The 21496-nt window shown below is 62.0% G+C and carries 18 protein-coding genes, 1 tRNA gene, 2 rRNA genes and 2 pseudogenes (1 of these 23 only partly in view); 15 read left to right on the plus strand and 8 right to left on the minus strand.

The genetic code is table 11. From position 1 onward, the window contains the following. Positions 1 to 101: 101 nt before the first annotated feature. Positions 102 to 1076: a GlxA family transcriptional regulator gene (locus M1D43_RS13065; RefSeq protein ID WP_153313504.1), complete on the minus strand. Its 975-nt coding sequence runs from the start codon at positions 1074 to 1076 to the stop codon at positions 102 to 104. 94 nt (positions 1077 to 1170) lie between these two features. Between M1D43_RS13065 and M1D43_RS13070 the strand changes: the two genes are divergently transcribed. Genes M1D43_RS13070 through folD form a run of 5 tightly spaced genes read left to right on the plus strand, consistent with a single transcriptional unit; the run spans position 1171 to position 7154 of the window. Then, complete coding sequence (locus tag M1D43_RS13070; protein WP_027993995.1) at positions 1171 to 2421, plus strand: sarcosine oxidase subunit beta; 1251 nt, start codon at positions 1171 to 1173, stop codon at positions 2419 to 2421. A gap of 25 nt (positions 2422 to 2446) precedes the next feature. Next, complete coding sequence (locus M1D43_RS13075) at positions 2447 to 2725, plus strand: sarcosine oxidase subunit delta (protein ID WP_027991013.1); 279 nt, start codon at positions 2447 to 2449, stop codon at positions 2723 to 2725. After that, positions 2722 to 5685: a sarcosine oxidase subunit alpha gene (locus tag M1D43_RS13080; protein ID WP_153313505.1), complete on the plus strand. Its 2964-nt coding sequence runs from the start codon at positions 2722 to 2724 to the stop codon at positions 5683 to 5685. Before M1D43_RS13075 ends, M1D43_RS13080 begins: the two co-directional genes overlap by 4 nt. Further along, entirely contained in the window at positions 5678 to 6211 is a 534-nt protein-coding gene (locus M1D43_RS13085) for a sarcosine oxidase subunit gamma family protein (protein ID WP_153313506.1), read from the plus strand. The genes M1D43_RS13080 and M1D43_RS13085 overlap by 8 nt, the downstream gene beginning before the upstream one ends. A gap of 22 nt (positions 6212 to 6233) precedes the next feature. Then, positions 6234 to 7154: a bifunctional methylenetetrahydrofolate dehydrogenase/methenyltetrahydrofolate cyclohydrolase FolD gene (folD, locus tag M1D43_RS13090; RefSeq protein ID WP_153313507.1), complete on the plus strand. Its 921-nt coding sequence runs from the start codon at positions 6234 to 6236 to the stop codon at positions 7152 to 7154. 92 nt (positions 7155 to 7246) lie between these two features. Here folD and M1D43_RS13095 read toward each other — a convergent pair whose 3' ends face one another. Continuing rightward, the gene (locus M1D43_RS13095; protein ID WP_013844966.1) at positions 7247 to 7543 is read right to left on the minus strand and encodes a hypothetical protein; all 297 of its coding nucleotides are present in this window, start codon (positions 7541 to 7543) and stop codon (positions 7247 to 7249) included. A 281-nt stretch (positions 7544 to 7824) separates the two neighbouring features. Between M1D43_RS13095 and M1D43_RS13100 the strand changes: the two genes are divergently transcribed. Continuing rightward, entirely contained in the window at positions 7825 to 8973 is a 1149-nt protein-coding gene (locus tag M1D43_RS13100) for a CBS domain-containing protein (RefSeq protein ID WP_153313508.1), read from the plus strand. Positions 8974 to 9020: 47 nt separating this feature from the next. Here M1D43_RS13100 and M1D43_RS13105 read toward each other — a convergent pair. Next, positions 9021 to 9376: pseudogene (locus M1D43_RS13105) on the minus strand (cupin domain-containing protein). Between the two features lie 75 nt (positions 9377 to 9451). Then, positions 9452 to 10303 (minus strand): LysR family transcriptional regulator, encoded by an 852-nt coding sequence (locus M1D43_RS13110; RefSeq protein ID WP_010968338.1) that lies wholly within the window; start codon positions 10301 to 10303, stop codon positions 9452 to 9454. Between the two features lie 201 nt (positions 10304 to 10504). On the opposite strand from M1D43_RS13110, the gene metB reads away from it, so the two are divergent. The 5 genes from metB to M1D43_RS13135 all read left to right on the plus strand — a co-directional run bounded on the left by metB (position 10505) and on the right by M1D43_RS13135 (position 14216). Beyond that, positions 10505 to 11671, plus strand: coding sequence for a cystathionine gamma-synthase (gene metB, locus M1D43_RS13115; RefSeq protein WP_192923417.1), 1167 nt, complete (start codon positions 10505 to 10507; stop codon positions 11669 to 11671). A 29-nt stretch (positions 11672 to 11700) separates the two neighbouring features. Continuing rightward, a complete protein-coding gene (locus tag M1D43_RS13120) occupies positions 11701 to 12369 on the plus strand; it encodes a 5-formyltetrahydrofolate cyclo-ligase (protein ID WP_003536308.1) in 669 nt (222 codons plus the stop codon). An 88-nt stretch (positions 12370 to 12457) separates the two neighbouring features. Then, a complete protein-coding gene (locus M1D43_RS13125; protein ID WP_127517033.1) occupies positions 12458 to 13090 on the plus strand; it encodes a hypothetical protein in 633 nt (210 codons plus the stop codon). After that, the gene (locus M1D43_RS13130) at positions 13087 to 13680 is read left to right on the plus strand and encodes a hypothetical protein (RefSeq protein WP_010968335.1); all 594 of its coding nucleotides are present in this window, start codon (positions 13087 to 13089) and stop codon (positions 13678 to 13680) included. The genes M1D43_RS13125 and M1D43_RS13130 overlap by 4 nt, the downstream gene beginning before the upstream one ends. Further along, a complete protein-coding gene (locus M1D43_RS13135) occupies positions 13677 to 14216 on the plus strand; it encodes a hypothetical protein (RefSeq protein WP_153313510.1) in 540 nt (179 codons plus the stop codon). The genes M1D43_RS13130 and M1D43_RS13135 overlap by 4 nt, the downstream gene beginning before the upstream one ends. Here the strand turns inward: M1D43_RS13135 and M1D43_RS13140 are convergent. Next, positions 14167 to 15476 (minus strand): annotated as a pseudogene (locus M1D43_RS13140) (hypothetical protein). The gene M1D43_RS13135 and the pseudogene M1D43_RS13140 overlap by 50 nt on opposite strands. A 287-nt stretch (positions 15477 to 15763) precedes the next feature. Between M1D43_RS13140 and tnpA the strand changes: the two are divergent. The 4 genes from tnpA to M1D43_RS13160 all read left to right on the plus strand — a co-directional run bounded on the left by tnpA (position 15764) and on the right by M1D43_RS13160 (position 18749). Next, a complete protein-coding gene (gene tnpA, locus M1D43_RS13145) occupies positions 15764 to 16159 on the plus strand; it encodes an IS66-like element accessory protein TnpA (RefSeq protein ID WP_153313336.1) in 396 nt (131 codons plus the stop codon). After that, on the plus strand, positions 16156 to 16503 hold the full coding sequence (gene tnpB, locus M1D43_RS13150) for an IS66 family insertion sequence element accessory protein TnpB (RefSeq protein WP_153313335.1): 348 nt from the start codon (positions 16156 to 16158) through the stop codon (positions 16501 to 16503). Before tnpA ends, tnpB begins: the two co-directional genes overlap by 4 nt. Before the next feature lie 44 nt (positions 16504 to 16547). Then, complete coding sequence (gene tnpC, locus M1D43_RS13155) at positions 16548 to 18167, plus strand: IS66 family transposase (protein ID WP_153313334.1); 1620 nt, start codon at positions 16548 to 16550, stop codon at positions 18165 to 18167. An 81-nt stretch (positions 18168 to 18248) separates the two neighbouring features. Beyond that, positions 18249 to 18749, plus strand: coding sequence for a hypothetical protein (locus M1D43_RS13160; RefSeq protein ID WP_153313333.1), 501 nt, complete (start codon positions 18249 to 18251; stop codon positions 18747 to 18749). 53 nt (positions 18750 to 18802) lie between these two features. Here M1D43_RS13160 and M1D43_RS13165 read toward each other — a convergent pair. The 3 genes from M1D43_RS13165 to M1D43_RS13175 form a co-directional block, all read right to left on the minus strand. Continuing rightward, positions 18803 to 18879 (minus strand) — tRNA-Met (locus tag M1D43_RS13165). A 193-nt stretch (positions 18880 to 19072) separates the two neighbouring features. Further along, a 5S ribosomal RNA gene (gene rrf / locus M1D43_RS13170) occupies positions 19073 to 19187 on the minus strand. A 223-nt stretch (positions 19188 to 19410) separates the two neighbouring features. After that, positions 19411 to 21496 (minus strand): 23S ribosomal RNA (locus tag M1D43_RS13175); it runs 775 nt beyond the window's last position.

The following is a 21496-nucleotide window of genomic DNA, read 5'->3' on the forward strand; positions in this document are numbered from 1 at the left end:
AGTCCCTCCATTCGTGCATGGAACGATGCTAGCACGCAGTCGCGGGACCATCAACTGTGGAGAATATTTTTTTCTTAGTAGGCAATTTCAGATGCTTCCGCTCATGAGCCGCTGCGGCGGCGCAGGCTTCCCGGTGTTTGCGAAAACAGGCGTTTGAACGCATTCGAAAAATGTGCGGGGCTCGAAAAGCCGGTGGCGTAGGCGATCTCCGGGATGGAGAGCGGACTCTGCTGCAGGAGCCGGCGGGCGTGGCGGAGCCGGATCTCCCGGTAGGTGTCGAGAAAGCCGGTCCCGCGATGCTCCCGGAAAAGCCGATCGAGATGCCGCGGGCTTACCCCGGCCAGGCGCGCCATGGCGGTCCGGTCGAGCGGCCGTTCGATCGCCGTTTCCATCTTCTCGAGAACCGCGAGCAGGGCGGGATGGTTGGTACCGAACCGCTCTGCGGCCGAACCGCGCTGCGGCGCCGCCGGCTCGGCGACGGCCGCGTGCAGATACCAGTCGCTGACCCGGCGAGCGAAGTCGGTCCCCAGGCGTTCGGCGATCATCGCATGCATCATGTCGAGCGGCGCCACCCCGCCGCCGCAGGTGGCAATTCCGCCATCGAGCACGAAGCGGGCGTGTCTCGGGTTGAGATGGGGAAATGCTTCCTTCAGCGCAGGCGCGTGTTCCCAATGAATGGTGAAGTCGCGGTTGTCGAGCAGGCCCGCTGCGGCAAGCACGAAAGCCCCGCTCGATATGCCGCCGATGCGAATACCGAGGCGCGAGAGCCGCCGGAGCGTCGTGTGGGACGCAGACGTATCCGCCCAGTCGGTTGGCTCTCCGCCCGCGCAGACGAAGACGGTATGGCAGCTCTCTCCTTCACTCTCCAGATCCGCACAGCCGACCGACAGCCCGGAAGATGAAGCGACGGTCCCTCGTCCCAGCGCAAGCGGGACGATCTGGTAGAGCGGCCGGCCGGCAAGGAGATTGGCCGCACGCAGGGGCTCCGTCGCCGATGCGTAGCTCATCAGCGCAAAATTGCGCACCAGCAAAAAGCCGATCCTCTGTACGTTCCTGCTGTCGGAAGATGCTGCCATGACCGATTCCTACATCGGGAGGTCCCAAAATTGCAACTCTCCGGAGGTTTCGGATGCTAACTTGCCCCCTCGGATCACTTATGGGGCGGCATCCATGCGCTACTCTGCACTTTCCATCCTCCTGAACGGCCTGCGCGGCAACCGGAACTGGGCGCCGGCATGGCGCCAGCCCGATCCGAAGCCCCATTACGACGTGATCATCGTCGGCGGCGGTGGCCATGGCCTGGCGACGGCATACTATCTCGCAAAGGAATTCGGCATCACCAATGTCGCGGTGCTGGAAAAGAACTATATCGGCTCGGGCAATGTCGGCCGCAACACGACGATTATCCGCTCGAACTACCTGCTCCCCGGCAACAACCCGTTCTACGAGCTCTCCATGAAGCTCTGGGAGGGGCTGGAGCAGGATTTCAACTTCAACGCCATGGTCTCGCAGCGCGGCGTTCTCAACCTCTTCCATTCCGACGCTCAGCGCGACGCCTATACGCGGCGCGGCAATGCGATGCGGCTGCACGGGGTGGACGCGGAACTCCTCGATCGGGCGGCCGTGCGCAAGATGCTGCCCTTCCTCGATTTCGACAATGCCCGCTTCCCCGTTCAGGGCGGGCTCTTGCAGCGCCGCGGCGGCACCGTGCGGCACGATGCCGTCGCCTGGGGCTATGCACGCGGCGCAGACAGCCGCGGGGTCGACATCATCCAGAATTGCGAAGTGACCGGGATCAGGCGGGAAAACGGGCGCGTCATCGGCGTCGAGACCAGCCGCGGCTTCATCGGCTGTGCAAAGCTGGCGCTGGCGGCGGCCGGCAATTCCTCGCAAGTGGCCGAAATGGCCGGATTGCGCCTGCCGATCGAGAGCCACGTGCTCCAGGCCTTCGTGTCGGAGGGCCTGAAGCCGTTCATCGACGGCGTGGTCACGTTCGGAGCCGGGCACTTCTACGTTTCGCAATCGGACAAGGGCGGCCTGGTCTTCGGTGGCGATATCGACGGCTACAACTCCTACGCCCAGCGCGGCAACCTCGCGACCGTGGAACACGTGGCGGAAGCCGGCAAGGCGATGATCCCGGCATTGTCGCGGGTGCGCGTGCTGCGTTCCTGGGGCGGTATCATGGACATGAGCATGGACGGCTCGCCGATCATCGACCGCACGCCGATAGACAATCTCTATCTGAATGCCGGCTGGTGCTATGGAGGGTTCAAGGCCACCCCCGCCTCAGGATTCTGCTTCGCCCATCTTCTCGCCCGGGGCGCGCCGCAGAAGACCGCCGCAGCTTTTCGCCTCGACCGTTTCGAGCGCGGCTTCCTCATCGACGAAAAGGGACAGGGCGCTCAGCCCAACCTTCACTGATTTCGCGGACCAAGGAACATCCCAAATGGCAAGCCTCGTGCCCTGCCCGAATTGCGGGCGAAGACCCAAGGAAGAATTCACGATCAAGGGCGCGGCCCTGTCGCGACCGGAGGCCGACGCGGATTCGACCGATTGGTTCGACTACGTCTACCTGCGCGACAACCCGCGCGGCGCCTACGAGGAATACTGGCACCACACGTCCGGGTGCCGCCGCTGGCTCGTCGTTGCCCGGGACACCGTGACGCATGAGATTGCAGCGTGCTGCGATGCGGCCGGCCGCGCTCGATCGGAGGCGCGCAAATGAGCTCCTACCGTCTGTCGAAACGCGGTCTTGTCGACCGCAACGTCCCGCTCTCCTTTACCTTCGACGGCCGCCCCATGCAGGGCCTGGAAGGCGACACGCTCGCCTCGGCACTGCTTGCGAACGGTCGGATGCTCGTCGGCCGCAGCTTCAAATATCACCGGCCCCGCGGGATCCTGACGGCGGGCGCCGCCGAACCGAACGCGCTGGTCACCGTGGGTCGCGGCGGCCGCGCCGAGCCGAATACGCGCGCCACCATGCAGGAGCTCTACGAGGGTCTCGAGGCGCAGAGCCAGAACCGCTGGCCCTCGCTCGACTTCGATATCGGTGCGCTGAACGGTCTGCTGTCACCCTTCCTCGGCGCCGGTTTCTACTACAAGACGTTCATGTGGCCGGCGCCGCTCTGGGAGAAGCTCTACGAACCGGTCATCCGCAGGGCCGCCGGACTCGGCAAGGCAAGCTACGAAGCGGATCCCGACGCCTATGAGAAGAGCTGGGCGCATTGCGACCTGCTGGTCATCGGCGCCGGTCCGACGGGACTTGCCGCGGCACTCACCGCCGGCCGCGCCGGCGCACGGGTCATTCTCGTCGACGAGGGCTCGCTGCCTGGCGGCTCGCTCCTGTCCGATACGGCGACGATCGACGGCAAGGCGGCGGCTGATTTCGCCCGCGACACGAGCGACGAACTGCGGTCGATGCCGAATGTCCAAGTCCTGGTACGGACGACCGCCTTCGGCTGGTATGACGGCAACGTCTTCGGCGCGGTCGAGCGCGTGCAGAAGCATGTGCGCGAGCCCGCCAGCCATCTGCCTGTCGAGAGGCTGTGGCGGATCGTTGCCGGAAAGGCCCTGCTTGCGACAGGCGCCGAAGAGCGCCCGCTCGTCTTCGGCGGCAACGATCGTCCGGGCGTGATGATGGCAGGCGCGATGCGCGCCTATCTCAACCGCTACGGCGTCGCCCCGGGCCGGACGCCCGCCATCTTCACCACCAATGACACCGGCTATACGCTCGCGCAGGAGCTCGAGGCCGCGGGCGTCGACGTCGTCGCCATCGTCGACAGCCGCCCGGCGGCCGGCGTCGACTATCGCGGCAAAGCACGCCTTGTCCGGGAAGCGGTGGTTTGCGGCACCAAGGGCGGCAAGGCGATCTCGGCGATCGAAGTCCATCACGGCGGTCGGACCGAAACGATCGCGGTCGATGCGCTCGCCATGGCGGGCGGCTTCGACCCGATCATCCATCTTGCCTGCCACCGGGGCGGCAAGCCCGTCTGGTCTGCGGAAAAGGCGGCATTTCTCGCGCCCGGGAGCTTGAAGGGGCTCGAGGTTGCCGGCGGTGCAGCAGCGACGACGGGCCTCGCTGCCTGCCTCGGCGAAGGCGCCGCCCGCGCTGAAGCCATCGTCAGGGAGCTCGGTCTGCCCTGCCCCCCGGTCGCCGTTGTGAAGGTCGAGAGCGAGGAAGGGATACGTTCCCCTGCCCCGCTCTGGTCGATCCCCGGTATCAAGGACAAAGCCTTCGTCGATTTCCAGAACGACGTGCATCTCAAGGATATCGGCCTGGCCGTCCGCGAAGGCTACAGCCATGTCGAGCTTGCCAAGCGCTACACCACCAGCGGCATGGCCACGGACCAGGGCAAACTTTCGAACGTCAACGCGATCGGGTTGATCGCCAAGGCACGCGGCGTCTCGCCCGCCGAGGTCGGGACGACGACCTTCCGCCCTTTCTACACGCCGGTATCCTTCGGTGCGCTGACCGGCGCGCATACGGGCCATCATTTCCAGCCGGTCCGCAAGTCGCCGCTCCATGATTGGGCAAAGAAACACGGTGCCGTCTTCGTTGAGACGGGTCTCTGGTATCGATCCTCCTGGTTTCCGCTGAGCGGTGAACGGACGTGGCGGGAGAGCGTCGAGCGAGAGGTGCTGAACGTACGGAAGAATGCCGGACTCTGCGACGTCTCGATGCTCGGCAAGATCGAGATAACAGGAAGCGACGCCGCCGAATTTCTCAATCGCGTATACTGCAACGCCTTCCTCAAACTGCCCGTCGGAAAGGCGCGTTACGGGCTTATGCTGCGCGAGGACGGCTTCATCTACGACGACGGCACGACGAGCCGCCTCGAGGAGAACCGCTTTTTCATGACGACGACCACCGCCTATGCGGCCGGCGTCATGAACCACCTCGAATTCTGTGCGCAGGTGCTCTGGCCGCAACTGGACGTGCGTCTCGCCTCCATCACCGACCAGTGGGCGCAAATGGCGATTGCCGGTCCGAAGGCACGCATGATCCTGCAGAAGATCGTCGATGAGGATATATCCGACGCGGCGTTCCCGTTTCTTGCAGCGAAGGAGGTTTCGCTGTTCGGCGGCGCCCTTCACGGCTGCCTCTTTCGGATTTCCTTCTCCGGCGAACTCGCCTACGAACTTGCGGTTCCGGCCGGCTATGGCGAGAGCATCGCCGATGCCCTCCTGGAGGCGGGGAAGGATCACGGCATCATGCCTTACGGCGTCGAGACGCTCAGCGTTCTGCGCATCGAGAAGGGCCATGTGACGCACAACGAGATCAACGGCACCGTCGTGCCGGCCGATCTGGGCTTCGGGAAAATGGTTTCGGCCGGCAAACCGGATTTCGTCGGCAAGGCGATGCTTCAGCGGGAGGGGCTGACCGCGCCCGACCGGCCGCAGCTGGTGGGCGTCGTGCCGCTCGATCCGCAACAGTCGTTCCGCAGCGGCTCGCACATTCTCGCCAAGGGGGCGGCAGCCACGCTCGAAAACGACGAGGGCTATGTCACCTCGAGCGCCTATTCGCCGCATGTCGGATCCACCATCGCGCTGGCACTGGTCAGGAACGGCCGCAACCGTCACGGCGAAGAGGTGCTGGTCTGGAGTGGCCTTCACGGAGAATCCACGCCTGCGCGTCTCTGCAATCCGGTTTTCTTCGACCCTCAGAACGAGAGGCTCCATGTCTGAATTCCGTCCAACCCTTCGCCCGGCGCTCGGCAGCCGGCAGGCGGTCGCTTCCGCCGATTTCAGGCTCTCGCCACTGCCGGAAGGCACGATCATCCATGTTCTCGCCCGGCCGGGTCAGGAGGACATCGTGCCCTTTCTCGGCAGGTTCACCGATGCGGCTCCGCACGCTTTGCGCCCGGTTTCGCCCGACCAGTGGTTCATCATCAGCGACGCACCTATCCCGCATCAGGAAATGAAGGGCCTCTTTGCCGCCCTCGAACCGCGCGCCACCGGTGTCGATCAGAGCCACGGCCGCGTGCGCATCCGGATCGAGGGAAAGATGGCGCATCGCGCGCTTTCGAAAGGCACAGCGCTCGACCTTGACCCGTCCGCATTCCCGATCGGTCAATCCGCGGTGACACTGGTCGGCCATATCGCAGCCCATGTCACCCGCGTCGGAGCGGAAACCTTCGAGATCATCGTGCTGCGCGGCTTTGCCGAAAGTCTCTGGGACGATCTTGCCCGAATGGGCCTGGAATTCGGCTGAACCCCACTGTCGGAGAGCGAACATGACGACGATCATCGACGGCAAGGCCGTGGCGGCTTCCATCAACGGCGCGATAAAAGACGCAAATGCCGAGCTGCAGGAGCAGACAGGCAGGAAAACCGGACTTGCCGTCATTATCGTCGGCGACGATCCCGCAAGTCATGCCTATGTCGGCGCAAAAAGCCGCATGGCCAAGGAGTGCGGCTTCTTTTCGGTCCAGCACACGCTGCCGAAGGAAACGACACAGCAGGAGCTTGCGGGCCTGGTGCATCAACTGAACGCTGATGACGGCATCCATGGAATTCTCGTGCAGCTGCCTTTGCCGGAGCACCTGGACGCAGATGCCATCATTCAGTCGATCCGGCCCGAAAAGGACGTCGACGGCCTGCATGTTGCCAATGCCGGAAAGCTCGCAACCGGCGACCTGGAGAGCGGCCTGATCTCCTGCACCCCGGCAGGCGCGATGGTCTTTGTGCGCCGCGTGCACGGCCGCGACCTTTCCGGCCTGAATGCGCTGGTCATCGGTCGTTCCAATCTGTTCGGCAAACCGATGGCACAGCTGCTGCTGAATGCCAATGCGACGGTGACGATCGCCCATTCCCGCACCAGCGATCTGGCCTCGATCTGCCGCAACGCCGATATCGTGATCGCCGCGGTCGGCCGGCCCGAAATGGTCAAGGCGAGCTGGTTGAAGACGGGCGCCACCGTCATCGATGTCGGGATCAACCGTGTTCCTGCACCTGAGAAGGGGGAGAACAGGACGAGGCTGGTCGGCGACGTCGCTTTCGCGGAGTGCGCACCATTCGCATCCGCTATTACGCCGGTTCCGGGCGGCGTCGGACCGATGACCATCGCCATGTTGATGGCCAACAGTGTGATTGCAGCTCACAGAGCATCCGGCCTGAAGGTGTCCGAACGGCTCTCGAAGCTGATATCCGGCTGACAGCCGTGGGGTCGCTGCAGGCGTCGTCGCAATTTTCCAAATACGACTTCCGATCATCGCTAAACGTCGCAACGACCTTGGGACGGAAAGCTCTACAGATAGATGCCCAGGCAGAGAATCGAAACGGCCAGCATCGGCAACCGCTGCCTCTTCACGCGAAACAGAGGGGCGATTGCAAGGGCCGCGAGAGAGGCGACCGCTGCAGCAAGAACGCTTCCGGCAGAGAGGTACAGACCCAACGCTCCGACGAAAACCGCGGCTCCGACAGTCGTCTCGGCGGCGGATTGCCAGTTATAGGGGTCAGCGCGAAAAGCCGCGAGAAACGCGGGACCGCTCAAGCCTAAAGCGAGCCAAATCAGCACGGAGGAGGAGAAGCCGAAGAAATCCAAGTTGCACCCGTACCCGACTGCGGTCGTGTTACGGAAGCAGTTTTCGTGCCAACTTCCAGCCCCGGCAGGAATGGACTACAGCAACGAACGATTAGCACGCGATGCCACGGCGATCGCTACGCCGAGGCACTTCTCCTCGATCCGCGTCATCGCGCCCGCTCACACCGGCCGATTTCCGAAATGTCGCGGGAACCACACAGAAATCCGTCCGTGCTATTGCCTCGCCCTTTTTATAGGCACATAAGCTTCGAAAAATAAGCAACTGCATCCGACGCCCGCAAATGATTGTCCCCCCTCCGCCACACGATCGAAAGTCCGGCCGTTTGCCGAGATTCAAGCTGTTCTCGCCAGTTCTGGCGGGTGCAACGCTCAAAGAGCGCTTGATCGGCTGTATCGGGGCGTTGATCGGGATTTGTGTCACCGGCCTGGTCTGCGGGTTCGTTTTCGGGGACGACCCCCAGCTGCCGCTGATCGTCGCGCCCATCGGTGCCTCCGCGGTTTTGCTCTTCGCCGTGCCGGCCAGTCCGCTTGCGCAGCCTTGGTCGATCATCGGCGGGAACACGATTTCCGCCCTGATCGGCGTCTCCGTGACCTATATCGTGGCGGACCAGATGCTTGCCATCGGCCTCGCAGTCGCTCTGGCGATTCTTGCGATGTCGCTGACGCGATCGCTTCACCCGCCAGGAGGCGCCGCCGCGCTGACCGCCGTAATCGGTGGAGCCGCGGTCGCACGCTCGGGTTTCTGGTTCCCGTTCATACCCGTTGCGATCAACTCCTTGATCCTCGTCGGATTGGGCATGGTGTTTCATCGGCTGGCCCGCCGCCAATATCCTCATCGACCCGGAATTGCGCCGGTGAATACACATGCGACGGCGGATCCTCCACCTGCGCTTCGTGTCGGCTTCAATTCCGAGGACATAGACTCGGCAATAGCGCGGTTGAATGAAACACTCGATGTCAGCCGCGAAGACATCGATGCCCTCTTGAGGGAAGTCGAACTGCAGGCCCTCATCCGGCAGAGGGGAGAGTTGACCTGTGCCGACATCATGTCCCGCGACGTCGTAACCGTGCCCGGCGACACGACCCCTGACCATGCTCGATACCTGTTGTTGAAGCACGACATTCGTACACTTCCCGTGCTTGACGAAAACGAGAAGCTTCAGGGTACGGTGGGCCTGCGGGAGCTCGCCGGCAAAGAGCCCGGCAGCAAATTGCCGATAAGCGCGGCGGCTACCGCCAGGCCATCCGACCCGGCGATCGGCCTGCTTCCCCGCCTCACGGACGGGGCGACACACGCCGTCGTCATTCTTGACGACGACGGCAAGGTCGTGGGCATCATATCCCAGACCGACCTGCTCGCGACTTTGGCCAAAAGTCTCTCGCATAATGGTCTGTCCGAAATAATGCAGGGCAACGGGCAGGGCATCTGAAGCCCCGGCCAAAGAATATTATATGCAGACCAGGTCATCCGGGCGCGTTAGATGCGTGGTTTCGGCGCGGGTTCCCGGTCCGAGTCACCCGAATTGGTTCCCCCTTTGGCTCTATGAGAAGAACCTTGACCTCTGTCTCTGCTCGGGGACGGTGTACAACGCCTTTCGGAACCACAAACAGCTCGCCAGCTTTGACCACCTGAGAGGGTTTTCCTTCGATATCCATGATCATTTCGCCCTCGAGGACGTAGAAGAAATCGTCCGTGGTCTCATGCTTGTGAAATGGGTATTCCCCCTTAAATTTGACGACCATGACATCGTTGTCGTTGTAATCGGACACGACGTGCGGGTCCCAATGGCTCGAAAACAGAGCCAGCTTCTCGGAAATATTGATTGATCTCATCGCGATATCCTTTCGGCTGTTCGCCCGCAACTATCGGTGAAGGTGACTTGATGCAACGCGAGTTCTCCGCCCCCTTCAGACGCCGGCACTGGATGCGGCGGCCCTCAATCCTGCCCGAATGCGATCCAGCATAGACCGATCCGCCTTTGCGGAAGAAACGAGATAAGCGGGGTAGGCAAATTCCGGACTGTTGGGAACGAGCTCGAGGCGGCCGTCCACAAGATAGGGCCGAACGAAGCCCTGCCGAAAATATCCGGATCCGCCGACTTCCAGAATGTAGTCGAGAGCAAGCGGCCCATAACTGATCGCTACCACCGGATTCCGGCCGCCCGGAAAGGCCGCCCTATAGCTGCCGGCAAAATCCTCTCCCCAATCGATGCCAACGAGGTCTTCCGGTCCGGGCGGCTGCGACAAAGCCGTCGTGCGAACGAGAACGAGCTTTTCTTCGAAAAGCAGCTCCGTAAGCGTGCCTGGACGATTTGGCGCTCCATAAAGGACCGCCGCGTCAAGTGAACCGTCCTGCACGAGTTCCATCAGCCGCTCCGATCTGTCTATCGTCGTTCGAATAGCCACGCTGGCGCATTCGCGGCGCATCCACAAAAGCCAATGCTTCAACAGCGGATTCCACAGGCTGAGCTCAGCACCGATCGTCACCATCGCCTCGCGCCCCGGGGGCAAAGCGACCGTGGTTCGCGCCGCCTCCCATACTTGCACGAGGCTCGTTGCAAAACGGAAAAACTGCTCTCCGGCGGGGGTCAGCCTGGCACCGGCCTTGTTCCGAACGAACATCGGCCGATCGAGTTGTTCCTCGAGTACGCGAATTCGCGCACTCACTGCCGTCTGGGAGATGTTCAGATTGGCAGCGGCATTCACGAAGCTTCCCGTCTTGACCACCTCGAGGAACGTACGCGCAATGCTGATGTCCATCTTCGCCCCGCGCAAATGGCGTCGCCGCGTCGGCCCCGCCTGCCGGCGGCACGCCTCATAAAATAAGTGCAGAATATTTGCGGTTAACCAGCAATTCAATTCGTTTGTCAGCAGATTTCACGCTTGCCATCCTGGTCCGCATGCCTCGGCTGATCCCGACCAGCCACGCTGATTTTGATGCCATCAAGGGACCTACTGCCGATGCTCGAGCGAAAATCCAGATCTGACAGAGCCGAAACGACGGCCGCAGCCCACGGGGTCGCGACCGACCCGGCATTCGGCTCCGTGGTGCCGCCGCTATACTTGTCAAGCACCTACGAGTTCGCCGGTTTCGACACGCCGCGCGCCTACGACTACGGCCGCTCTGGAAATCCGACCCGTGACTTGCTGGCGCAAGCACTTGCGAAGCTCGAGGGAGGTGCCGACGCGGTTGTCACGCCGAGCGGCATGGCCGCGCTCGACCTCCTGCTAGGGCGCTTGAGACGAAACGATCTCGTGCTGGCACCGCATGATTGCTATGGCGGCACATTGCGACTGCTGAAGGCGCGTGCCGATCTGGGGCACCTCACATTCCGGCTTACCGACCAGAGGGATTTCGGCGGATTCGAGGCCGCATTGTCGGACGCTCCGGCCCTCGTCCTCATCGAGAGCCCCAGCAATCCTCTGATGCGCGTCACCGACATTGCCCGACTGTCCAGGCTCGCCAATGCGGCAGGCTCCGCCGTAGCCGTCGACAACACGTTTCTGTCCCCCGCTCTCCAGAAACCCCTTTCTCTCGGAGCCGATTACGCCATTCACTCGGCGACCAAATTCCTGAACGGACATTCGGACGTCATCGCCGGTGCGGTGATCGCTGCCGAGCCGCAGGAGGCGCATGATCTCAAGCGCTGGGCAAACGTTACCGGGGCAGTCGCGGCACCTTTCGATGCCTGGTTGACTTTGCGCGGGCTGAGAACGTTGTTTGCGCGAATGTCCAGCCAAGAACGCAGTGCCATGACGATCGCAGAGTATCTCGACGCCCACCCTGCGGTCCGCCACGTCCACTATGCGGGACTTCCGGATCACGCAGACCACGAAGTCGCAAGACGGCAGCAGCGCGGCTTCGGCGCCATGATGAGCTTCGAACTCGAAGGGGGCGTTCCAGCCGTTCGGCCATTCCTGGTACATATTCGCTGCTTCACGCTGGCCGAGTCGCTCGGAGGGGTCGAAAGTCTCGTGGCTCATCCGGCCACCATGACCCATCTCGACATGGGTCCTGAAGCCAGAGAGCGCGCGGGTATTCGCGACGAACTGCTCAGACTTTCGATCGGGCTCGAACATATTGACGATCTTATGGAGGGGCTTGAACTTGGATTGGGCGCCTGTTGAGCGAAGATCGATCGAGGAGGTAAACGGGAATGGACATCGACGAAGATACTCCGCCGACCTTTGCGTCGCCACCCTGCTTGATGCACGAACTCGACCCGGCCTATGCGGGCCTGTCTTCCGACCGGTCGATCTGTGCCGATGTCAGGCGGTGGCGGACAAGCGAACGTGCTCGCCTCATCGCCCAACGCCTGGCCATATCTCCCGACCTTCGGGCCGCTTGCGAAGCTGAGATCGTCAGCCGCCTACTTGCCGAAATCGGACATGTGCGCGGCCGTGTGGTCAGCGTCTACTGGCCGTTTCGCGGTGAGCCCGATCTCAGACCGCTGATGCGGCAAATAGCCGATGACGGCGGCCAATGTGCGCTTCCGGTGGTGGTCGAAAAAGGGAGGCCTCTGGAGTTTCGCATCTGGCGACCGGGCGACAAACTCATCCGCGGGATCTGGAACATACCCGTCCCGGCCAGGCTCGTTTCATGCACCCCCGATATAGTCGTCGCCCCGGTGGTGGGTTTTGATCCGTCGTGCTACCGTCTCGGTTATGGCGGGGGCTATTACGACCGGACACTGGCGACAATGGCGGCGACGCGCCGCGTGCTGGGCGTTGGTTTCGCACAGTCGAGGATAAGGACCATTTATCCTCAGGCGCATGACATCCGGATGGATGTCGTGGTGACCGAGTCGACCACCGATCGTTGCTGAGCGCGTCTTGAATTCCGATTGGCGCTGCGGCCATCGAATTGCGAGAACGTGGCGCCTTGACGAAAATTGCTTTAGGTTCTCCGCGGACTTGGGTCGATTTGTGAACGGCTGCGAATCGGGTGTCGCGATGGACGAGCAACGACGGAGCTACCGGCAGCGGCTCATTGCGCTGGCCGCCGCCAGTATCGGCAGTCTGGCGGCCAGTGCGATCTCCTACGGAGCGGCGATCTATCGCGCCGCCAATCCCGAACCCCTGCGCGCCGCCGTGCCGGGCGAAACGGTCGATACCGGGCGATGGCATGTGACGATCGCCGGAGCCCGCGTGAGCGATTCCCCACCTTCCGGCAGGAGGCCGCCCGAGCCGCAAACTTTCCTGCTTGTCGATTTCGAGGCCGGCAACCGCTCGGCGTCGACCGCCTACCTGCCGGCGAAACTGCTCACCTTTGCCGGCCTGGAGGCGAAACTTGCCTCCCCCACCTTCTATCTGACGCGGGACAAGGCGTTCGGCCCCAGCCTGCACCCGGGCATGCCGGAGAGGTTGACTGCCGTATGGGAATGGCCGGCGGGGGAGATGCCGCCGCGTGAGTTGAAACTGCTGATCGGGAGCCAGGTCTACAAGAAACGCGACAATCTCTATGGCGCCTCAAACTGGTTCGACCGTGATCCCGTGGCGATAGTGTCCCTGACTGTCACGCAGGAAGCGGCGAGGGCAAGGCAATGACGACCTTCGCAAATATCCTCGCCCTGCTCCTGGCGGCGGCGGCGCTCTACGGCATGCAGCACTCGACGCCATCCTACAGCGAAATCCTGTCGCCCGTGGCGGTGCCCGCCGCGCAGGGAAAGCCGGCGCAGACAGAACGCTTCGTCTTCGGGGTCGCCAAGGTGCATCTCGCCGGCCAACTGGTGGCTCCGCAGTTCGGCGAGCCGCGCACCTACACCACCTCCGGAAAATGGCTCGTCGTCGAAGCGGCGGCGAAGGCGCAGGACCGATCGGTGTCGCTGACCTCGGCTGCATGGCGCGGCCCTTCCGGTCTGCGCTTCGCCATGAGCACGCGCATCGGCAGTACGCTCGGCCTGTTGGGTTCCGAGCGCCTGGAGCCCGGCATTCCGCGCCCGGTGCTGCTTGTGTTCGAGCTTCCCGAAGACCAGATCGAGGGCGGTACACTGCTGGTCGCCGAGACCGCGGTAACTCCCCTGTCCGAGCAGGTGGAGATAGCCATGGACAGCGTGCCGCCGGAAAACAGGTACGAGTCCCTCACCCTTGCACGCGGCGGCCGCATCATGCCCTGGTCGCTGGAGTTTCATCAATGAGCGTACCGGCTTCGTCACGGGAGAGAAAGAGCTACTGGATCAGCCTCGTATCGCTGCTCGCCGCCGTGCCGCTCGCGGTCCTCGTCGGGTCCCGCGGCGAATTCGCCGCCTGGCTGCAACGGCGCATGGAACCACCCGTGACCGCCGAGCGCGACGGAAGCGGGCAAGGCGCCGGCGGCAGCTGGCGGCTCATATCGCTGCGCCGCCTGCCGGGAACCTTGCCGGATACCAGCCTCATGCTGGCGGAAATCGACCTCTCGGTTCAGGCAGCGGATGTCGTGCAGCAGGCCTTGCCCTGCGCGCTCTCGCTGACGGATGGCGCTGGCCGCCGCTGGGACCCGCTGCCGCTGCCCGGCCGACTTTTACGCGAGGCCGATCCCGAGGTAGCCGACAGGCCGCAATGCACGACGCTGACGATCGGCGAGGCCGGCGATGCGCCGCTTCGCGTGGTTGAACTCTTTCTCGTGCCGCGGCAGGCGGACGGGTTCACCCTGTCACTTGCCCTGACTGGCTCGCCGCCGATTCTCTTGAAATAGCGCGGTACCATAAGCCTGCGCGCCGCCGGGTTCGCCGGATCGGGACACTGCGTATTCCAGCATGGCGGCCAGCAGGGCGATCCGCACCGGAGCGAAAAGGATTCCGCCGTCGAGTTCGGTCGGACTGCCGACGACAACGGCCAGGACGTCGCCTATCCGCTGCCAGGTTTCGAGATCGTGCGGCCCGAGATGACGGGTTGCGCCGTACCACGCCCAAGCGGGGAGCCAGCCGGTGGCGCGGTAAAGCACGACGAAGGCGAGCAACGTCCCGAGACCGGCGCCGAGCACCGTGCGCAGGCAGGCCCAGACCGGCCGGTAGCGGGTCCGGTAGCCTCCGAGGAAGTGGGCGGCGAAATCGGCCAGCCATTTACGCAGCGTGGTGGCGCGAGCAGGCGGCGGGGGAGCGGCGACGGGTTTCGCCGAAAGGTCGTAACCATAGACGATGGCAGCCATGACAAGCCAGACGAGCGGCAGAAGGGCGTAGAAGAACAGCTCCTGCGCCTGCGCGGCGAGCCCAGGCTCCTGGAACTCCACCGCAGTGCTGCCCGCTGCCGCGTGTGCTTCCATGGAAAATCCGACGATGCCGGCTTTCACCATATCGAGAAACGCGCCCGCGCCGATCCAGCCTATGAAGTCGTCCTTCCATCTATCCAGCGCATAGAGTCCGATGAAGATCCAGCTCGCGTCCGCCGCCACGATCACGAAACGCAGCCACGGCGACTGCAGGCGCCCGTTGGCGCGCTTGGCAAGCCATCGCACGAGCCAGCAGGCGAGGATCGCCGCGACCAGGCTGCGCGAGCGCAGGAGCTCGAAAATCTGTAACCGTTCTCCCAGTGCCACCCGATCCAGGGCGAGACGCGAATACTCGCGCACCGTGTCGCCAAGGAAACCCCACGCGGCGTAATAGGCGAAGAACGGCAAGATGGCTGCGGAGGTAATCACCAGAAGGCGATTCGACGGCCGTTCCGTCTTCGTCACGCCAGTACCTGGCGCCGCGCCGCGTAAGGCCGCGAGGGCCGACAGGCCCGGACGCAGGATCGCGAACATCGCAATAACGACCAGCAGCTTGACGAGGACTACAAGCGACAGCGTTACCATTCCGCCAAGGGGAACTTTCAGGCCGACCCCGACCGCCGCCTCGAGGAGCAGGACACGCGCGATATATCCCAGCGTTGCGGCGAGCAGAAGCTGCGGCCAGAACCGTGCAAGAAGGCGCGCTGTCAATGCCGACAGTCCGCCGATGTCCCTGAGCATCCCCATGCCCCGAACCTAACCATAACCTTCCGGGCTCTCAACCGGGCAAATAGATGGAAAATTGCAGTCCGCGCGCGCTGCGGTACGGACGCATTGAGTAGCGGCGCCATATTATTCCGCTGCAGGCAGCACTGTTCGTGGCCCACCCGCTCTGGCGCTGGGAGGCCCTCAAACGCCAAAAGGCCCGCTGCTGCGGGCCTTTTGGCGTGTATATGGTACCCCCACGGTGACGGCCGCCTTGCTGAGATGGCCTGAAGGCTGCAAGTCCTAGTGCAAGCACTAGGGATAGTCCTATGACAAAGCAGCTTGTTGAAGTGATCACATCGGTCGAGCGTCGTCGACGCTGGTCTCGTGAGGAGAAGGAGCGGCTGGTCGCGGCGACGCTCGAGCCGGGGGCCCGTGTTTCGGAGATCGCGCGATCCGCGGGGATCCATGTGAGCCAGCTTTTCCGTTGGCGCAAGGAACTCTGCCAAATCTCCACGCCGTCCGTCCCGCAGCTCGTTCCGGTCGAGGTCGTTGAAGCGCTGCCAACGCCAGCGGCCCGGGCCGAGCCGCCGGCGGTCTCCCGGCCGCGCAAGAAAGCAAGCTTGGTGATGATCGAGCTTGGCGGCGGTCGTCGTCTCCGGGTCGAGAGTGACGTCGACACCGAAGCCTTGGCTCGGATTCTCGATGTGCTGGAGCGGCGATGATCCCGGTCCCGAACAGTGTGAAGGTGTGGCTAGCGACGGGCTATACCGACATGCGCAGAGGCTTTCCCGGCCTGTCGCTGATGGTGCAGGAGACGTTGAAGCGCGACCCGATGAGCGGCCATCTCTTCGTCTTCCGGGGTCGGAGCGGTGGACTGATCAAGGTGATCTGGCACGACGGCCAGGGTGCCTGCCTGTTCACGAAGAAGCTCGAGCGCGGCCGGTTCATCTGGCCATCGGCGGCCGACGGCACGGTGGTGATCACGCCGGCGCAGCTCGGCTATCTGCTCGAAGGCATAGACTGGCGAATGCCGCAAAAAACCTGGCGTCCGACGTCGGCGGGATGAGCAAAACGCTGGCGGGGCAGGAGCGAATATGATTCCATCCCGCCATGACCGATCCGGCCGATCAGCTTCCCGACGACCTTGCCAGCGCGCATGCGATGATCCTCGCGGAGCGTGCAGCCCGCCGTGAAGCGGAAGCGCTCGCCGCCCGCGCCCAGGCGGTGAACTCACATTCGGATGCACTGATTGCCCGACTGAGGCTTGAGATCGAGAAGCTGAAGCGCGACATCCACGGCAGTCGCTCGGAGCGCAAGGCCCGGCTTCTCGAACAGATGGAATTGCAGCTCGAGGAACTGGAGGCCGACGCCAGCGAAGACGAACTGGCGGCGGAGATGACGGCACGCTCATCCACGGTCAGGGCGTTCGAGCGCAAGCGTCCATCGCGCAAGCCTTTCCCAGAGCATCTGCCGCGCGAGCGCGTCGTCATTGCCGCACCATTCAACTGCCCGTGCTGTGGATCGGCCAAACTGGCGAAGCTGGGCGAAGACGTCACCGAGACCCTGGAGGTGATTCCGCGCCAGTGGAAGGTGATCCAGACCGTGCGCGAGAAGTTCACCTGCCGTGAATGCGAGAAGATCACCCAGCCGCCAGCACCCTTCCATGTGACGCCGCGCGGCTTTGCCGGGCCGAACCTCTTGGCGATGATCCTGTTCGAGAAGTTCGGTCAGCATCAGCCGCTGAACCGCCAGAGCGAACGCTATGCCCGCGAGGGCATCGACCTCAGCCTCTCAACGCTCGCCGATCAGGTCGGGGCCTGCGCCGCGGCGCTGAAGCCGGTGCATGCGCTGATCGAAGCGCATGTGCTGGCCGCCGAGCGACTGCATGGTGACGACACCACCGTGCCGATCCTGGCGAAAGGGAAGACCGATACGGGTCGCATCTGGACCTATGTCAGGGATGACCGGCCGTTCGGCGGAACATCGCCGCCGGCGGCGCTCTATTATGCCTCGCGCGATCGGCGGCAGGAGCATCCCGAGCGTCATCTGAAGAGCTTCACCGGCATCCTGCAGGCGGACGCCTATGGCGGCTACAATCCGCTGTTCAAGGTGGATCGCGATCCCGTTCCGCTGACGCAGGCGCTGTGCTGGGCCCATTCTCGGCGCAAGTTCTTCGTGCTTGCCGACATCGCCAGCAACGCCAAACGCGGCAAGAATGCTGCCGCGATCTCGCCGGTCGCGTTCGAGGCGGTCAAGCGCATCGACGCGCTCTTTGATATCGAACGTGACATCAATGGGCTTGCCGCCAACGAGCGCCTGCAACGACGTCAGAAGGACAGCCGTCCGCTCGTTGATGAGCTTCAGGCCTGGCTTCGATCTGAACGAGCAAAGCTGTCGCGCAGTTCACCGGTCACTGAGCCGATCGATTACATGCTGAAGCGCTGGGATGGATTCACGTCCTTCCTCGGCGGCGGCCGGATCTGCCTGACGAATAACGCCGCCGAACGCGCGCTGCGCGGTTTTGCCCTCGGCAGGAAGTCGTGGCTCTTTGCCGGCTCCGATCGTGGTGCCGATCGCGCCGCTTTCATGGCGACGCTGATCATGAGTGCCAAGCTCAATGACGTCGATCCGCAAGCGTGGCTCGCCGACGTTCTTGCTCGTATCGCCGACACCCCGATCACCAGGCTCGAGCAATTGCTCCCGTGGAATTGGCAGCCATTAAGTCCCTAAGAGATCAGGCTGCCAAACCTGCGCTCACTGATTTCATCCGTGAATTTCCCCCAACGCCGCACTTTCAAGAAGAAGGCTGCAATGAGAATCATAGCAATCACTTCCATGCTCGTCGGAACGAGCGATTACCCTCTTGTTCCTGGAACCAAGTTAGAAACGTTGGGAAAGTTCTTAGGAGTTCCAGACCGCTGGGATTTCGGCATTGAAGACGAATTCACGTGCCAATTGGGATATACCGACTTTGAGTTTTCCTTGCGAACACGTAGCAATTGTGTCGAAGTTGAGAGGGTGTGGCTCGAACTGTGGAATGTACATCATGGTGAGCCGCAACCGAAAAGGTCTCCTATACGTCTAGTCGATGGGATTGAGGTCGATCTCGGCGGTTTCCAACCGGGCATCTCGATATCATCTGCTAAAGCACTGTTAGACTCGTTGCGGGTTTTCTACGAGGAATTCAGTCAAGACGATGGCAGCGAGATAGCCAGCAAAATTGTCCTCGAGACGAAATCCGAATTATACTTTTTTCAGGGACATTTTGAGCCTCGGCTCATGGAAATACACTTTTTCGCTGGCGACGAATAAGCCGGTTGCACGCGTGGCCCTCACCGGATGCATACTGTATATGTGTGTGTGTTTGGTTGCGGGGGCAGGATTTGAACCTGCGGCCTTCAGGTTATGAGCCTGACGAGCTACCGGGCTGCTCCACCCCGCGTTATCCGAGTTTTGCGAAGCAAAATCTCGTCTGAGTTTTGCGAGCCAAAATCTCGCCGAGTTTTGCGAAGCAAATCTCGTATGTTTTGGTTCGGTCTGGCGATCGAAAGGCCGCTTGTTCGGCGGCCGGTCTGTATCGGCCGGTCCGGCTTGTGAGAGAAGATGTTCGGTTTTGTTTATCCTGCGTTTTGCAGACCTGGCAGCGACCTACTCTCCCGCGTCTTAAGACGAAGTACCATCGGCGCTGGGGCGTTTCACGGCCGTGTTCGGAATGGGAACGGGTGCAGCCACCCCGCCAGAACCACCAGGTCGGCAAAGCGCAAGATTGAGCCTGCGGTGCAGGCTCGAACCGATTTTGAGAAGCTGGTGAAGTTTTTCACTTCTTTTGAACACGTCTTCTGTCTGTCGCCCCGGCCGTGAGGCCGCAAGCGCAGAGCGCGTCGCGCCTTGTGGCGCGCGCCGTCCGCAGCGCTACGCGCGTGAGGACAAAGAAAGTTGCGATGCTCATCTTCGATGAGCATAGGCAACAAGAACGATCAAGCCAATCGAACGATTAGTACCGGTAAGCTTCATGCGTTGCCGCACTTCCACACCCGGCCTATCAACGTGGTCGTCTTCCACGGTTCTCAAGGGAATACTCGTTTTCAGGTGGGTTTCCCGCTTAGATGCCTTCAGCGGTTATCCCTTCCATATATAGCTACCCTGCTATGCCCTTGGCAGGACAACAGGTCCACCAGAGATATGTCCATCCCGGTCCTCTCGTACTAGGGACAGATCCTGTCAATATTCCTACACCCACGGCAGATAGGGACCGAACTGTCTCACGACGTTCTGAACCCAGCTCACGTACCGCTTTAATTGGCGAACAGCCAAACCCTTGGGACCTGCTCCAGCCCCAGGATGCGATGAGCCGACATCGAGGTGCCAAACAACCCCGTCGATATGGACTCTTGGGGGTCATCAGCCTGTTATCCCCGGCGTACCTTTTATCCGTTGAGCGATGGCCCTTCCACGCGGGACCACCGGATCACTATGACCGACTTTCGTCTCTGCTCGACTTGTCAGTCTCGCAGTCAGGCGGGCTTATGCCATTGCACTCGACGAGCGATTTCCGACCGCTCTGAGCCCACCATCGCGCGCCTCCGTTACTCTTTCGGAGGCGACCGCCCCAGTCAAACTACCCACCATACACTGTCCCGGATCCGGATGACGGACCGCGGTTAGACATCCATGACGATAAGGGTGGTATTTCAAGGATGGCTCCACGAGAACTGGCGTCCCCGCTTCAAAGCCTACCACCTATCCTACACATGCCGACACGAATGCCAGTGTAAAGCTATAGTAAAGGTGCACGGGGTCTTTCCGTCTGACCGCAGGAACCCCGCATCTTCACGGGGAATTCAATTTCACTGAGTCTATGTTGGAGACAGCGGGGAAGTCGTTACGCCATTCGTGCAGGTCGGAACTTACCCGACAAGGAATTTCGCTACCTTAGGACCGTTATAGTTACGGCCGCCGTTTACTGGGGCTTCGATTCAGAGCTTGCACCCCTCCTCTTAACCTTCCAGCACCGGGCAGGCGTCAGACCCTATACGTCGTCTTGCGACTTCGCAGAGCCCTGTGTTTTTGATAAACAGTCGCTACCCCCTGGTCTGTGCCACCCCATCCTACTTGCGTAGAAAAGGGTCACGCTTCTTCCGAAGTTACGCGTGCAATTTGCCGAGTTCCTTCAACATAGTTCTCTCAAGCGCCTTGGTATACTCTACCTGACCACCTGTGTCGGTTTCGGGTACGGTCTATACGGTGGAGCTATTTCCTGGAACCGCGTCCCCGCCCGGACAATCCAATAAGTCCGGACAAGTTGAGCAATCCGTCACTACCACCAGGCCCACGAATATTAACGTGGTTCCCATCGACTACGCGTGTCCGCCTCGTCTTAGGGGCCGGCTAACCCTGCTCAGATTAACTTTAAGCAGGAACCCTTGGTCTTTCGGCGAGAGGGTCTCTCACCCTCTTTATCGTTACTCATGTCAACATTCGCACTTCCGATACCTCCAGGACCCCTCACGGGTATCCCTTCACTGGCTTACGGAACGCTCCGCTACCACGCGGTCTTACGACCACATCCTCAGCTTCGGTGCATGGCTTCAGCCCCGTTACATTTTCGGCGCAAAGACCCTTATTTAGACCAGTGAGCTGTTACGCTTTCTTTAAATGATGGCTGCTTCTAAGCCAACATCCTGGTTGTTTTGGGATCCTCACATCCTTTCCCACTTAGCCATGACTTGGGGACCTTAGCTGGAGGTCAGGGTTGTTGCCCTTTTCACGACGGACGTTAGCACCCGCCGTGTGTCTGCCGACTAGTACTCCTCGGTATTCGGAGTTTGGTTAGGATCAGTAAGACGGTGAGTCCCCATAGCCCATCCAGTGCTCTACCCCCGAGGGTATTCGGTCGACGCACTACCTAAATAGTTTTCGCGGAGAACCAGCTATTTCCGAGTTTGATTGGCCTTTCACCCCTAGCCACAAGTCATCCCAATCTATTGCAACAGATGCGGGTTCGGTCCTCCAGTTGGTGTTACCCAACCTTCAACCTGCTCATGGCTAGATCACTCGGT

The organism is Ensifer sp. R1-3 (assembly GCF_056739175.1).